The organism is Acinetobacter septicus, assembly GCF_019355975.1.
Taxonomy (GTDB): domain Bacteria; phylum Pseudomonadota; class Gammaproteobacteria; order Pseudomonadales; family Moraxellaceae; genus Acinetobacter; species Acinetobacter ursingii.
This window is the reverse complement of sequence record NZ_CP079898.1, coordinates 2,132,689-2,146,723: the sequence shown is the minus strand read 5'-3', so window position 1 is coordinate 2,146,723 and position 14,035 is coordinate 2,132,689. Positions and strand designations below refer to the sequence as shown.

Annotated in this window: 14 protein-coding genes; 9 read left to right on the top strand and 5 right to left on the bottom strand. The window is 41.4% G+C overall.

Features of this window, described 5'->3' with window-relative positions; all coding sequences use genetic code 11:
• Nucleotides 1-295: 295 nt before the first annotated feature.
• Nucleotides 296-1,207, bottom strand: a complete 912-nt coding sequence (locus I6L31_RS10255) for an alpha/beta hydrolase (protein WP_035254100.1) — start codon at nt 1,205-1,207, stop codon at nt 296-298.
• Between the two features lie 156 nt (nt 1,208-1,363).
• On the opposite strand from I6L31_RS10255, the gene I6L31_RS10250 reads away from it, so the two are divergent.
• On the top strand, nt 1,364-1,801 hold the full coding sequence (locus tag I6L31_RS10250; protein ID WP_004985898.1) for a DUF2147 domain-containing protein: 438 nt from the start codon (nt 1,364-1,366) through the stop codon (nt 1,799-1,801).
• A 63-nt stretch (nt 1,802-1,864) separates the two neighbouring features.
• On the opposite strand, the gene I6L31_RS10245 is transcribed toward I6L31_RS10250, so the two are convergent.
• The gene (locus I6L31_RS10245; protein ID WP_035272515.1) at nt 1,865-2,218 is read right to left on the bottom strand and encodes an arsenate reductase; all 354 of its coding nucleotides are present in this window, start codon (nt 2,216-2,218) and stop codon (nt 1,865-1,867) included.
• Nucleotides 2,219-2,683: 465 nt separating this feature from the next.
• Nucleotides 2,684-3,505, bottom strand: a complete 822-nt coding sequence (locus tag I6L31_RS10240) for an exodeoxyribonuclease III (protein WP_004985895.1) — start codon at nt 3,503-3,505, stop codon at nt 2,684-2,686.
• Between the two features lie 38 nt (nt 3,506-3,543).
• Between I6L31_RS10240 and pyrE the strand changes: the two genes are divergently transcribed.
• The gene (gene pyrE, locus I6L31_RS10235) at nt 3,544-4,194 is read left to right on the top strand and encodes an orotate phosphoribosyltransferase (protein WP_005005591.1); all 651 of its coding nucleotides are present in this window, start codon (nt 3,544-3,546) and stop codon (nt 4,192-4,194) included.
• 131 nt (nt 4,195-4,325) lie between these two features.
• On the opposite strand, the gene I6L31_RS10230 is transcribed toward pyrE, so the two are convergent.
• Complete coding sequence (locus tag I6L31_RS10230) at nt 4,326-4,559, bottom strand: hypothetical protein (protein WP_005005592.1); 234 nt, start codon at nt 4,557-4,559, stop codon at nt 4,326-4,328.
• A gap of 111 nt (nt 4,560-4,670) precedes the next feature.
• Nucleotides 4,671-4,886 carry a cold-shock protein gene (locus tag I6L31_RS10225; RefSeq protein ID WP_004985890.1) on the bottom strand — a complete coding sequence of 72 codons (216 nt, stop codon included), beginning with the start codon at nt 4,884-4,886 and terminating at the stop codon, nt 4,671-4,673.
• 803 nt (nt 4,887-5,689) lie between these two features.
• Here I6L31_RS10225 and gshB point away from each other — a divergent pair.
• From gshB to ftsZ, 7 genes are all read left to right on the top strand, one after another.
• Nucleotides 5,690-6,628 (top strand): glutathione synthase, encoded by a 939-nt coding sequence (gene gshB / locus I6L31_RS10220; RefSeq protein WP_005005594.1) that lies wholly within the window; start codon nt 5,690-5,692, stop codon nt 6,626-6,628.
• Nucleotides 6,629-6,875: 247 nt separating this feature from the next.
• Complete coding sequence (murG, locus tag I6L31_RS10215) at nt 6,876-7,973, top strand: undecaprenyldiphospho-muramoylpentapeptide beta-N-acetylglucosaminyltransferase (RefSeq protein ID WP_035272517.1); 1,098 nt, start codon at nt 6,876-6,878, stop codon at nt 7,971-7,973.
• 13 nt (nt 7,974-7,986) lie between these two features.
• Nucleotides 7,987-9,435 (top strand): UDP-N-acetylmuramate--L-alanine ligase, encoded by a 1,449-nt coding sequence (gene murC, locus I6L31_RS10210; RefSeq protein WP_004985875.1) that lies wholly within the window; start codon nt 7,987-7,989, stop codon nt 9,433-9,435.
• 50 nt (nt 9,436-9,485) lie between these two features.
• On the top strand, nt 9,486-10,415 hold the full coding sequence (locus tag I6L31_RS10205) for a D-alanine--D-alanine ligase (RefSeq protein ID WP_004985873.1): 930 nt from the start codon (nt 9,486-9,488) through the stop codon (nt 10,413-10,415).
• Nucleotides 10,416-10,418: 3 nt separating this feature from the next.
• A complete protein-coding gene (locus I6L31_RS10200) occupies nt 10,419-11,273 on the top strand; it encodes a cell division protein FtsQ/DivIB (protein ID WP_004985872.1) in 855 nt (284 codons plus the stop codon).
• Nucleotides 11,274-11,337: 64 nt separating this feature from the next.
• Entirely contained in the window at nt 11,338-12,600 is a 1,263-nt protein-coding gene (gene ftsA, locus I6L31_RS10195) for a cell division protein FtsA (protein WP_004985871.1), read from the top strand.
• Nucleotides 12,601-12,768: 168 nt separating this feature from the next.
• Nucleotides 12,769-13,950 (top strand): cell division protein FtsZ, encoded by a 1,182-nt coding sequence (gene ftsZ / locus I6L31_RS10190; RefSeq protein WP_004985870.1) that lies wholly within the window; start codon nt 12,769-12,771, stop codon nt 13,948-13,950.
• Nucleotides 13,951-14,035: the final 85 nt, after the last annotated feature.

The window sequence follows — 14,035 nt, the reverse complement described above, 5'->3', positions numbered from 1 at the left end:
ACCTTTGGCAATATCATCGAAAAATGAAGTGCCGTGTTAAAGTCGTTAAAATTTTAATTATTGTGATGTTTTGGGTGTATCTTCGATTTTGTATTTTAAGATAACATACTTAGATCTGTATGAAAATTGATCTTTTTCTAAAAAAGTTGATAAAATTCATACCGATATTTTATTGTTCATGTATTTTATGACGACTTATATTATTTTAATTTTGATCATTTGGTAGAAATAATAAGACCTTAAAAAGTACATTTCATTGAATAAAACGACCTTATTCAATGAAATGTTTTACGCATTAATCTTTGTCTAATTGATGAGCGAATTCAGAAATATCCGCTAGGGCGTGCTTGGCTTGATCAAACCAAGCACTAAACATTTGGAAATTATGCCACATCCCTGTGTAGAGCTTAAATTCTACATCTACCCCTGCTTGTTTTGCCTGATCGCGAAAACGCTTGGCATCATCCAGTAAAATTTCCTTAGAACCTACTTGTACCAATGTTGGTGGTAATCCTGATAAATCATCAAATAATGGAGAAACTTGGGGATTGTCGGTCGCAATACGATTACCGAGATAATAATCAATACCTGCTTCTAATGCTTCAATCGAAAGGAGGGCATCATGTTTTCGATTAAAACGTAATGACTCGCTGCTCAGGGTCAAATCCAGAAATGGCGACATTAAAATCAAACCACTAGGCTGTTCATCCTGATTTTCTTTCAGGCGTAAACAAAGTGCCAAAGCCAGATTGGCGCCACAGGAGTCGCCGGACAGAATAATATCTTTGGCTTGGATACCTTGATCCAATAACAACTGATAAATATCATACAGTGCGTCTAAAGCATCGGGAAAGCCACTTTCAGGTGCAAGAGGATAATCCACATGGATCACCTGCATTTGAGTACGAGCGGCGATATCCGTCATAAAAGCGCGATGAGTGTTTAAACTACCTAAAAAAAACGCACCACCATGAATATGGAAAATAAGTTGAGTAGAAGACGATTGCGGTTTGATTTCCTCTGCTTTGATTCCTGCCAAACGAATCGGACGGATATGTACTTCTTTATTGACTGGAAAAATTCGACAGAGTTGGTCTAATGCTGTTCTGGTCGTACTGGGCGGTAAACTGAACTGGCTTGGGGTGCGAATGACTGTTTTTAAAAAAGCTTCGGTAATATATTGTTTCCACATGGTATTTATCTTCATCATTTTTTCATAGTTGAGGTCTAATTCTAAAAATCGTGCGAAATTAACTAAACAAGTTACAAGGCTACACTAATTAGTCACAGACAAAAATTGCAATATTGTTGTGAGTTTTGAATACTAAAGAGGTCAATAAAGACTTAGGGATACTAAACAAAAATGAAAAAATTTGCATTGGCAATTGGATTACTTGGTGCGACAGTTTTGGCAAATGCTGCTGATCCATTGAATGGTACGGTTTGGAAGACGATTGATGATCAAACGAAACAGCCAAAAGCGATTGTGAAATTCACTGAGCAAAAAAATGGCACGTTGTCTGCGACAATTCAAAATGTATTAACCCCAGGTGAAGAAAATTCTTGTACCAAGTGTGAAGGTCCATACAAGAATAAATCACTTAAAGGTGTCACCATTGTACATAACCTGAAAAATACAGGCGGCACAAGCTATGATGGTGGATCAATTCTTGATCCTAAAACCGGTAAAACCTATAAGCTCAAAGGTGAGTTGGCTGAAGGTGGTAAAAAACTGAATATTCGTGGTTATATCGGCATTTCAGCGCTTGGTCGTAATCAGACTTGGATTCGTGCTAACTGATCCAATCTTCGCTATATGATTTAAAATAGCCGAATTAAAATTCGGCTATTTTTTTTGCAGTTTTTAAGACGCGGCGAGTTGTTGATAAGCGCTTTCATCAAAACCGACCAGATAACCTGTAGAGGTGTGCAAAACAGGACGTTTAATCAAGCTCGGATGGGCAATTAACGTCTCGATCAAATTCGCTTCACTGCTGAGCGCAAATTGTTGTTCATCGGCAGATAACTTGCGCCATGTCGTACCTTTTTTATTCAAGAGGGTGTCTGCCCCAATTTTTTCCAGCCAGACCTTAAGTGTTTCAGCATCAATGCCTTGCTTTTTATAATCATGAAATTCATAACTTAAGCCTTTTTCATTCAGTGCATCAAAGGCTTTTTTCATGGAGTTGCAATTTTTGATTCCATAAATTTTGAACATATACTTGAGCTATATCAATGACAATGCGTCATAGCCTACCCAAAAATAAAACAAAGCTCTAGTCTGTGTTGAAACTGGTCAATATTAAAGATAACAATATTAGAAAATGTGAAAACCCAAAGACTTGTAAAATAGAGCCAATGTCATCATATTGACATATGTTTTGGCTATGATGGTGATCAAAGAATTAAGAAAAAATATAAATAAAGCATTGGATGCAAAAAAGAGAAAACCCGCATTTAATCATCCTGATCATGCGGGTCTCAGTCCAACGTCCATTGTCACATCCCTGAATAACCAAACTAGGTTATATTTTCCTTCCTACGGCGTCCTATCCTTTTGTCATCCTGACATGTCCCTGTGCCGTGCAGCTATAATGCGCTTAAACGGCTGTAAGAAAAATATACAATTTCCACAACAATTGTAGGTAATAACCATTAATTGAGTGTACAAGTGTACTTATTTTTAGCCGATTTTATAGTCAATAATTACAGGTGCATGGTCGCTAAACCATTGTTCTTTATATACCCAAGCATTGACTGTGCGTTCTTTCCAGTCAGGCGAGCAGGCATGATAATCAATACGCCACCCGACGTTTTTAGCACGGGCTTGCCCGCGATTTGACCACCAAGAGTACAGTTCTGCTTCTTGACGGACTTCACGGAACGTATCGACATAACCTAAATCATCATAGATATGATCGAGCCATGCACGTTCATGGGGTAAACAGCCAGAGGATTTTTGATTGCCTGACCAGTTTTTAATATCGATGCGTTTATGCACGATGTTATAGTCACCACAGACAATGATCGATTTATTCTCAGTACGCCATTGTTTTAAAATATGGGCATATTGCTCTAAAAACACATCTTTACGTGCCTGAGCTTCATCACCCGAAGAACCTGATGGCAAATAGAGTGAGCAGATATAGGCTGACTGATCGAGTCCTAAATCAAATTCAGCAGCAATAAAACGCCCTTGTGAGTCAGCCAGTTCAAACCCTAATCCATCCTGCACAGATTTAAATGGAATACGGCTATAAATGGCGGTGCCTGCATAGCCTGCACGTTCGGCAGGAAACAGGTGGGTGTACCAACCCTCTGGCTTAAATTTGTCAGTCCACTGTGCGTGGGTAATGCGACTCTCTTGCATACACACCACGTCTGCCTCAGACTGTTCGAGCCATTCGAGTAGCCCTTTGGTCACAGATGAACGTAAGCCATTTACGTTAATTGAAACCACACGTAGAATTTTTACATCACTTGGATAGCGATCCTTTGGTATCATGCGCAAGTTTGACCTCAATTGATGAATCTGGAGTACCTATGACAACGCCATGGTCTTTTAACCCGCAAGCCTTTATTGAACTCGCGTTATCACGCGGTGTGCTTAAATTTGGTGAGTTTACCCTAAAATCAGGACGTGTCAGTCCGTATTTTTTTAACGCAGGTTTGTTAAACGATGGTGAAGCATTGTCGCTATTGGCTCAAGGCTATGCTGATAAACTTGTACAATGTCAAAATGTCGATGTGATTTTTGGCCCTGCGTACAAAGGGATTCCATTTGTGGCGGCAACGGCTGTGGCATTGTCTCAAGTGCATGCTAAAAGCGTACCATGGGGTTTTAATCGTAAAGAAGCCAAAGACCATGGTGAAGGTGGTGTGTTGGTCGGTGCTGCGGTGGCGGGTCAAAAAGTCTGGATTATTGATGATGTGATCACGGCGGGGACTGCAATTCGTGAAGTGGTGACTATTTTAAAAAATGCAGGCGCAACCATTGCAGGCGTATTGGTGGCGCTAGACCGTCAGGAACGAGGGCAAGGTGATTTGTCTGCGATTCAAGAAGTACAAAAGGAACTCGAAATCCCTGTACATGCTTTGATTACCATGAAAGATTTGATGGACTTTTTGGATGCCAAAGGCGAAAAAGAGGCTTTGGCAAATATGGAAGATTATCGTGTGAAGTATGGCATCTAATTTTTGGATGCTGGTGGAAGGAAGCAAGCGCTTCCTTTTTTATTGAGTTTAGTTCATGAATTTTGGTAAATAATGATTGAAAAATGATGAAATGAAAATGGAAAAAACTCATTGATTGATGTTTATTAATTTTATCTGTAAGAAACTTTCTGGTCTAATTTAAATAATTGATTTAGAGAGGTGTAAAAGGTACGACCATCCAAATTTAAATCAACTTCGATACCAGATTCTAACAAAACTCTTTTACCGACTTCAATTTGTTTAAAACCTTGACGTGTATTTTGCATTTTATTGAGGGGAATTAATGAAACAATAATTTCAGTGCCATTTTTAGATTTTGCAATTAAATTATTTATTTTTAACAATTGATATCCTTTTTTAGATTTTAGAGATTTTTAATTTTGAAAATAGAAGTTAAAGTAATAAAAAATACGTATAAGTACTTTTTATTACTTTACTATGAAGCTATGAATATTTTAGATAGCCACAATATTTACAGCAGTCGGTCCTTTTTGACCTTGAGCTATACTGAATTCAACTTGCTGACCTTCAACTAAGGTTTTAAAACCTGAACTGGCGATTTCGCTGAAATGGGCAAAAACGTCTGGACCTGATTCTTGTTGAATGAAACCAAAACCTTTAGTTTCGTTAAACCACTTCACAGTACCTTTAACAATAGCTGAGTTTGACATAATATATCCTACTAATTTAAAAAAAATTGAGTCATTTTATTGACCGATTATAACTTCGAAATAATAAAGAATGAGACTTAAAATCTAAACAACGAAGGATTATGACTAAAACTGCGATACTTAAGGAAGATCTACCGAAACAAGACTTTTTTTCTAGTTAAGCTGACTATACACTAAAAACAGAAATAATCAAGTTTTTAAATATATATATTTATTTTTTTTATAGACGGTCAATATTTTATAAAAAATAATTTAATTCAATACTATGTTTTTATTTTAAAGGGTGATTTCTACTCAACCCATTTAAACTGCTCAAGTAGTTTTTTTAATTCAGTGAATCAGTCCGTCTTTCATCAGTGCCTTTTATTTCTCCCTATGGGAGAAAATTAAACAGGAACAGACTTTAAACAATAATAAAAGAAGTCTAATGCAAGGGTATGTTTATTAAACTACAATTGTTTTGATTTTGCTTTCGTCAAGTCATTGTTTGGTAATATCTAATTTAGCAATATTGAATTTATGACAACGCTTCTATTTATATTATAGTCTATCGGTGACGAACTCCGCATATAAGTCCCAAATAGACATATCAGATTTCTCCAAAATAAAATGCCCAGTTTTAGAAGATGCATTTTGCAGTTGCTGCTACCCATAGTGTGATCTGTTGATGCCTATGTCGAATGAAGTGTTCGTCTTATTTCCAGTATGCACTAAGCATGCTCTACTTATTCACTCAAATACTAAACGTCACGCTCAAAGCTCGTTTATAATCAGTCCAATTGAAAATAAAGAGTGAGCTGGTGATGCGTGTACTTGTCGTAATGGACCCAATTGAAACAGTGAATCTCAAGAAAGATTCTACGATGGCCATGTTATGGGCAGCCAGCCGTCGCGGACATGAATTGGGCTATGCATTACAGCACGATTTATATATCGATCAAGGCAAAGCCTTTGGTCTGATCTCACCACTTCAAGTCTTTGAAGATTATAACCATTATTACGAATTAGGTGAGAAGCGCAAAGAATCATTGGCTGATTACGATGTGGTCTTAATGCGTAAAGACCCACCGTTCGACATGAACTTTGTGTATACCACTTATATTTTAGAACAAGCAGAACGTGAAGGCGCGTGGATTATTAATAAACCGCAATCCTTGCGTGACTGTAATGAAAAGCTGTTCGCAACTCAGTTCCCAGAGCTACAAGTTCCCACTTTAGTCACGTCTCAACAAAGCCTGATTCGTGAATTTATCAAAACACATGGTGATGTGATTGTAAAACCGCTGGATGGCATGGGCGGTATGGGGATTTTTCGTTTATACCAAGATGGCGTAAATATTGGTTCGACACTGGAAATGTTGACCGAAATGGGCACACGTCCCATCATGGCGCAGCGTTATATTCCAGAAATCGTCGATGGCGATAAACGCATCTTGATGGTCAATGGCGAACCGATTCCATATTGCTTGGCACGTATTCCTCAAAATGGTGAAGTACGCGGGAACTTGGCAGCAGGCGGTTTGGGTGAAGCACGCCCACTCACTGAAAATGACAAAATGATTGCTGCCCAAGTTGGGCCATTCCTACGTGAAAAGGGCTTGGTATTTGTCGGGCTAGATGTGATTGGCAATTATGTCACTGAAATTAATGTCACCAGTCCAACCTGTATCCGTGAGATTGATGCGCAATATGGCACATCGATTGCGGATACTTTATTTGATGTGCTAGAAGCAGGTCGTTAATTCACCAAAATCAAGATGATATTCGACATCAGCTTTCGAATATCATCCATGCTGTCCTAAAAAATTCATCAATTTATATCTATTCTCATTTGCCACATCCTCAAAATGAAAACAAGGCAAAAAAGCAGCGCTTTATGTTGCAAACACGTGAAATTTGCTTTCCGTTCTGCTTGCTTTAGGATTAAAATGGATCGCTAAAATAATAGATGTGATTTCCCTATTTTCTTTTGAGTTGAAGAATTACACCGTGACCGATTCACCACAGCACACACCTAAACATGTCATGATGATGGCGGCCGGTACGGGCGGTCATGTATTTCCTGCATTGGCCGTGGCCAAAGAACTACAACAACAAGGTTGTCAGGTTTCTTGGCTCGCTACACCAGCAGGCATGGAAAACCGATTACTCAAAGATCAAAATATTCCGCTTTATCAAATTGATATCCAAGGTGTACGCGGTAATGGTGCTGTACGCAAATTATTGGCTCCGTTTAAAATTTTAAAAGCTACCTTGAGCGCGATGCGCTATATGAAACAACTCAAAATCGATGCAGTTGCAGGCTTTGGCGGTTATGTGGCCGGGCCAGGCGGTTTGGCAGCGCGTATTTTGGGGATTCCTATCTTGATTCATGAGCAAAATGCCGTGGCTGGTTTTACCAATTCACAACTATCGCGTATTGCCAGCAAAGTCTGTGAGGCCTTTCCAAACACTTTTACTGCCAGTGAAAAAGTCGTGACCACGGGAAATCCTGTACGTAAAGAAATTGCAGAAATCCTCAGCCCAAAATGGCGTTATGACACCCGAGCGCAACACAATCAGCCTTTAAATATTTTGATTGTGGGTGGGTCATTGGGTGCGCAAGCCTTAAATGAACGGTTGCCAGAAGCCTTAAAAAAATTAGATATGCCGCTGAATGTGTTTCATCAATGTGGTCAAAAACAGCTCGATGAAACCACAGCACGTTATGCGAATGCACCCGCACATTTAACTACGAAGGTCATGCCGTTTATCGAAGATATGGCAAAAGCCTATAGCGAAGCAGATTTAATCATTTGTCGTGCAGGGGCTTTGACCGTGACTGAGGTCGCGACCGCAGGTGTGGCGGCTGTTTTTGTACCGCTGCCGATTGCTGTGGATGATCACCAGACCGCCAATGCTAAATTTCTGGCAGATATTGGCGCGGCAAAGATTTGCCAACAATCTGCCATGACCCCAGAATATTTACATACTCTTTTGAGTGGATTGATGAATCGTCAGTTATTGTCTGAAATGGCAGTCAAGGCGCGTCAACACGCTCAACCTCAAGCGACTCAAACCGTCGCTGATCTTATTCAAGCTTTATAATTTCGAGTTCGCTATGTCACCATCAACACCAGCTGATCAAGCTAAAAAACTGATTAAAGTCCCTGAAATGCGCCGCATCAAACACATTCATTTTGTGGGCATTGGGGGTGCGGGCATGTGTGGCATCGCCGAAGTACTCAAAAATCAGGGCTATAAAGTTTCGGGTTCGGATATTAAAGCCTCAAATACCACAGCCCAGTTAGAAGAGAAGGGTATTAAGGTTTATATCGGACATACGGCGGATAATATTCAAAATGCCAATGTCTTAGTGGTGTCGACCGCAATTGATCCTGAAAATCCAGAAGTGAAAGCGGCCATAGAAAGCCGAACTCCTGTAGTACGTCGCGCTGAAATGCTTGGTGAATTGATGCGTTATCGTCATGGTATTGCGGTTGCAGGTACACACGGTAAAACCACAACCACCAGTTTACTGACGACGATGTTGGCTGAAGAAAATCTTGATCCGACTTATGTCATTGGCGGTTTGCTGAATCGTACAGGGGTGAATGCAGCTTTAGGTGCAAGTCGTTTTATTGTGGCTGAAGCTGATGAGTCAGATGCTTCATTTTTATATCTAGAGCCAATGGCAGCAATTGTCACCAATATCGATGCCGACCATATGGACACTTATGGTGGCAGTTTCGACACGCTAAAAGATACTTTTGTGCAGTTTTTGCATAAATTGCCGTTTTATGGTTTGGCTGTGGTCTGTGGTGATGATGCTAATATTCAGGAAATTTTGCCGCGTATTGGTCGTCCAGTCTTGACCTATGGTTTTGGTGAAGATAATGATATTCGTGCGGTTGAGGTCGAGCAGGATGGTATGCGCTCACATTTTACCGTGCTTCGTAAAGACCGTGAGCCATTACGTTTAACGATTAATCAGCCGGGTTTACACAATGTCTTAAATGCGCTTGCGGCGATTGGTGTAGCAACCGATGAAGGTGTATCGGATGCTGCCATTAGTCGTGCGCTAGAAGGCTTTAGTGGCGTGGGACGTCGTTTTCAGGTTCAGGGTGAATTTGAGTTGGGCGAAGGTAATGTCAAATTGGTGGATGATTATGGACATCATCCTAAAGAAGTGGAAGCGACCATTAAAGCCGCGCGTCAAAGTCATCCAGATCGCCGTTTGGTGATGATGTTCCAGCCGCATCGTTTTAGTCGTACCCGTGACTGTTTTGATGATTTTGTTGATGTGTTATCGCAAGTGGATCAACTGTTATTGCTCGAAGTTTATCCTGCGGGCGAAAAACCAATTGTTGGTGCAGATAGCCGCTCACTGGCACGGAGTATTCGTTTACGCGGTGAAGTTGAACCGATTTTGGTTGATCCCGTAGAAGGCAACCTGCAAAACGTGATACAAAAAGTGTTACAACCGAATGACTTGTTATTAACACAGGGTGCAGGTAACGTGGGAGCAATTTCAGTCGAACTGGCTCAGCATCATTTGTATTTAAAATAATGCAGTTCACCCTTTTCAATATTGTGCTTTAAAAGTTTAAGGATATAAACGTGTCAAATGCTTCAAAATTCGGCAAAGTTGCCGTGTTGTTCGGTGGGAAATCGGCTGAACGTGAGGTCTCTTTAGATAGTGGCAACGCGGTACTTGAAGCCTTGTTACGTTCAGGTGTACAAGCAGAAGCATTTGACCCTAAACATCGTAGTGTCACTGAGTTAGTGAATTATGATCGCGCTTTCATCGTGTTGCATGGTCGTGGCGGTGAAGATGGTCAAATTCAGGGAACACTGGAATGGTTAGATGTGCCCTATACTGGCACAGGCGTTCAGGGTTCAGCCATTGGCATGGATAAAATCAAAACCAAGCAAATCTGGCAAGGGACTGATTTACCGACAGCCCCGTATCGCATTATCAGCAAAGACTCCAATATTGATGAGATTGTAGATAGCTTGGGATTACCGGTAATTATCAAGCCAGTCCATGAAGGGTCAAGTATTGGTATGAGCAAGGTCGAGAAGAAAGAAGACTTTGCGCAGGCGATTGCCAAAGCCACTGAACATGATGCGATTGTGATGGCAGAAAAGTGGATTACGGGGTGTGAATACACCATTGTGGTGTTAAATGGTGAGGCGTTACCTGTGATTCGTCTGGAACCTCCAAAAGATGTGGCATTTTACGATTACGATGCCAAATACCAACGCAATGATGTGCAATATGGTATTCCATCAGGCCTTAGCGAATCAGACGAAAAGCAACTGCAACAACTCACCTTACGTGCCTTTCAGGCGGTAGGTGCAAGTGGTTGGGGGCGTGTTGATGCTATGCAGGATGAACAAGGGAATTTCTGGTTATTAGAAATTAATACTGTGCCGGGAATGACCAGTCACTCATTGGTGCCTAAAGCCGCCAAAGCGGTGGGGGTTGGGTTTGATGAGTTATGTGTTGCGATTTTAGAACAAACGCTTCAAGGTACGGCTCACTAACTTATGGCTCAACTTCCAGCATCCATGCGCCGTCGTCGTGCGGCCATTACTTCCATCCACGAAAAACCGCCTTCGCCTAAGCAAAAGTTAGTCAATGCGGGTGGGTGGTTATTGTTGCTGGTCGCATTTGTGGTGCTCGGTTTAGGTATCTTTGGCTTGTATAAAGTTATTACCGATGCGCGAATTGCTGAATTAAGTATCGTCGGTACTCACTCGACAACAGAACAACAACAACTCATTCAACACATTCAGCCTATTGTTAAAGATAATTACTTTACTTCGGATCTTGAGCAAGTCCGAGATAAAGCGCTTGAGATTTCATGGGTAGATCGTGTGGTTGTATCACGTGCTTGGCCCAATAGTATTCGAGTCCGTGTATTGCCACGTCATGCGATTGCGCGTTGGGGCACTGGACGATTGTTGAGTGATGGCGGGGATGTGTTTAGCGAAGCAGATCCACAAAATCATCCAAATTTGCCGATGTTGCATGGTCCGCTCAGTCAATCCAAAGCCATGATGCGTCGTTATAACGAAATTAACCAGTTATTTCATCCGGTCAATCTAAGGTTAAAAGAGTTATATTTAACTGAACGAATGACTTGGTTTATGCAGTTTGATTCAGGTTTAAGGGTCATTGTGGATCAGGATCAAACCATGAGTAAGTTGCAGCGCCTGAGTCATCTTGCGCAAACTGACCTAAAACCCGTATGGCCTAAAATCTCTGCCATTGATTTGCGATACCGAAATGGATTATCACTACAATGGAAGAACGCTATACCACCCAAAATTGTCAATGGTCAGTTTGTTGTAACCAATGATGACACAAATGTTGCAGGTGGAATAACCACGAAGCCATAATATGTGGTTTTAAAATAACAGGCATTTTTGCCCATACTAAACAACGAACAAGTGGTAGTGAGTAATGAGTGAAGCTGTTCCCTCGATTGTTGCGATTGATATTGGGACACATAAAGTTTCAGTTTTAATTGGTAGAGTTCACGCACCGGATAATATTCAGGTCATCGGGATGGCAAACGCGCCGAACCGAGGTATGAATAAAGGAAAAATTGTTAGCTTGGATAAGGTGATTGCTGCAATTAAAAATGCCGTTGCCGAAGCAGAAAATATGGCGGAATGTCGTGTACATACTGCATGGGTATCGATTCCAAGTACAGAATTACAGAGTTTTTATGCCTCAGGTCGCACTCCCATTGCCAAAGCTGACCATACGATCAGTACCAATGAAGTGGTGCGCGCATTAGAATTGGCTAAAGCCAGTCATGTGACGCCAGATTATTATCTGGCCAGTGCCGTGCCGTTGGGTTTTGAACTGGATGATGAACCTGAATGGGTACAAAACCCGATTAATATGTCAGCGCATAGTATGACGGGACATTATCAACTGATGATGATGCCGATTAGTACCATGCAAAATCTGGATCGTGCCATGAAAGGCGCCAATATTGGTGTCGAAAAAATGGTGGTATCTAGTTTGGCAACTGCGGAAGCCAGTTTACTCAAAGACGAAAAAGAATATGGCGTCTGCTTGCTGGATATTGGAGCAGGAACCACCAATATTGCGGTCTATCTGGATGGTCGTTTGGCTTTGGCGCGAACATTACAGCGCGGTGGAGAAAATGTCACACGTGATATCGCTGCCGTGTTACAAACGACGACTGAAGAAGCCGAGCGAATCAAGATTTTACATGGCTGCGTCGATTTGAGTGTGGTCAAACCTGATCATATGATTCAGGTACAGGCCATTGATGGACCGCAAACCATTAGTCGCATTGAGCTTGCTGAAATCATTATTGCACGGTATGAAGAGATTTTTACCCAGATACGTGAAGAGCTTGAACGTACAGGCGCGCTAAGTGGTTTATATCATGGTGTTGTACTGACCGGTGATGCCTGCCAAATCGAAGGCATGGTGAGTCTGGCACGACGTATGCTTGGTGTTTCTGCACATTTGGGTAATCCACCTTTACAGGTGTATGCTGATGATCAACATCAAGCCGCATTACGCCGCTCAATGTATGCAACAGCAGCGGGACTTTTGCTTTTTAGCCAAAGCGAATTGCAAGATGCAGTTGAAGAAGCAGATGAAGTCAATGACCGCACATTTGTGGATCGTGTAGTCAATGGCTGGAATACTTTGAATAGCAAGTTAAAAGCTATTTTTTAAGATGTATATATTTATTGGGAATATTGTTTGGAAGTTGTAAGAGAAAATTGTCATACTTGACAAGGGAAGTATTGCACAGCATTCTAAAATCTATTGTTTTTTGAAGTATTAAGGCAGTATACGGGCTGAAGTGACTGCCACTTATTGAAATTAGGAACCTTAAAGGTCATGGCATCATTTGAATTTATAGAAGATGAACTAAGCGATAGTAACGGACAAGCCCGTTTCACTGTATTTGGTGTTGGTGGTGGTGGTGGTAATGCCGTACAGCACATGGTGCAATCCGATATTAAGGGCGTAAAGTTTGTCTGTGCCAATACAGATAAGCAAGCGTTGGATAGCATGAATGCACCGTTTAAAATTCAGTTAGGTGAACAAAGCACCCGTGGCTTGGGTGCAGGTGCCAATCCTGAAGTGGGTCAAATTGCGGCTGAAGAAAGCCGTGAAGTGATTCGCCAACATCTTGAAGGCACCGACATGGTGTTTGTGACTGCGGGAATGGGCGGTGGTACAGGTACAGGTGCTGCGCCAGTGGTTGCTGAAGTGGCTAAAGAGATGGGCATCCTAACCGTAGGTGTCGTGACTACACCTTTTAATTTTGAAGGTCGTCGTCGTCAACGTTCTGCTGAAAAAGGCATTGATGCATTAGAGTCTCATGTTGACTCACTCATCATTATTCCAAACCAGCGTTTACTGAGTGTGTATGGCGACATCTCAATGAAAGATGCCTACAAAAAAGCAGATGATGTGTTATTAAATGCGGTTCGTAGTATCTTCGACTTAGTTGTGAATCGTGGTCACATCAACCTCGACTTTGCGGATTTGAAAACTGCGATGAGTACTCGTGGTTATGCCATGATGGGTGCTGGTTTGGGTCGTGGTGAAGATCGTGCCCGTCAGGCAGCAGAACAGGCAATTCGTAGTCCATTGCTGGATAATGTCAATATTATTAATGCCAAAGGCGTGTTGATTAATATCACAGGTGGTGATGATATTACCTTACGTGAAACTGAAATTATTACCGATGTCGTCAATCAAATTGTGGATCTGGACGAAGGTGAAATTTTCTACGGTACAGTATTTGATCCTGATGCACGAGATGAACTTCGTGTCACTGTGATTGCAACAGGTTTAACCCGTAATGCATCTGATGCAGAACAACAGCCAAGAAAACGTTCAGGTGCTGGGCATGTCCAAGTACCAAGTTCGCATCCAACAGATGAAGATGATGTTCCTGCGATCAATAAACGTCAAAATACTGAAGCGCCAGCAGCAACTACCGCGGGTGCAGCGCCACGCTCATCTCCGATGAGCATTCAGGACTATCTAAAAAATCAACAGCGCAAGTAATAAAATCAAACATTTAAAAGGAGGCAGTGTATTTACACTGCCTTTTTTGTTTTTTATCAATAGCTAAATGTGCTAACGTATAGCG

Coding starts and splice junctions, on each gene's coding strand:
- ftsZ (WP_004985870.1), top strand. CDS start 12,769: ATGGCATCATTTGAATTTATAGAAGATGAACTAAGCGATAGTAACGGA.
- I6L31_RS10240 (WP_004985895.1), bottom strand. CDS start 3,505: ATGATACCAAAGGATCGCTATCCAAGTGATGTAAAAATTCTACGTGTG.
- murC (WP_004985875.1), top strand. CDS start 7,987: ATGTCACCATCAACACCAGCTGATCAAGCTAAAAAACTGATTAAAGTC.
- I6L31_RS10250 (WP_004985898.1), top strand. CDS start 1,364: ATGAAAAAATTTGCATTGGCAATTGGATTACTTGGTGCGACAGTTTTG.
- I6L31_RS10200 (WP_004985872.1), top strand. CDS start 10,419: ATGGCTCAACTTCCAGCATCCATGCGCCGTCGTCGTGCGGCCATTACT.
- pyrE (WP_005005591.1), top strand. CDS start 3,544: ATGACAACGCCATGGTCTTTTAACCCGCAAGCCTTTATTGAACTCGCG.
- I6L31_RS10255 (WP_035254100.1), bottom strand. CDS start 1,207: ATGAAGATAAATACCATGTGGAAACAATATATTACCGAAGCTTTTTTA.
- I6L31_RS10245 (WP_035272515.1), bottom strand. CDS start 2,218: ATGTTCAAAATTTATGGAATCAAAAATTGCAACTCCATGAAAAAAGCC.
- I6L31_RS10225 (WP_004985890.1), bottom strand. CDS start 4,886: ATGTCAAACTCAGCTATTGTTAAAGGTACTGTGAAGTGGTTTAACGAA.
- gshB (WP_005005594.1), top strand. CDS start 5,690: ATGCGTGTACTTGTCGTAATGGACCCAATTGAAACAGTGAATCTCAAG.
- ftsA (WP_004985871.1), top strand. CDS start 11,338: ATGAGTGAAGCTGTTCCCTCGATTGTTGCGATTGATATTGGGACACAT.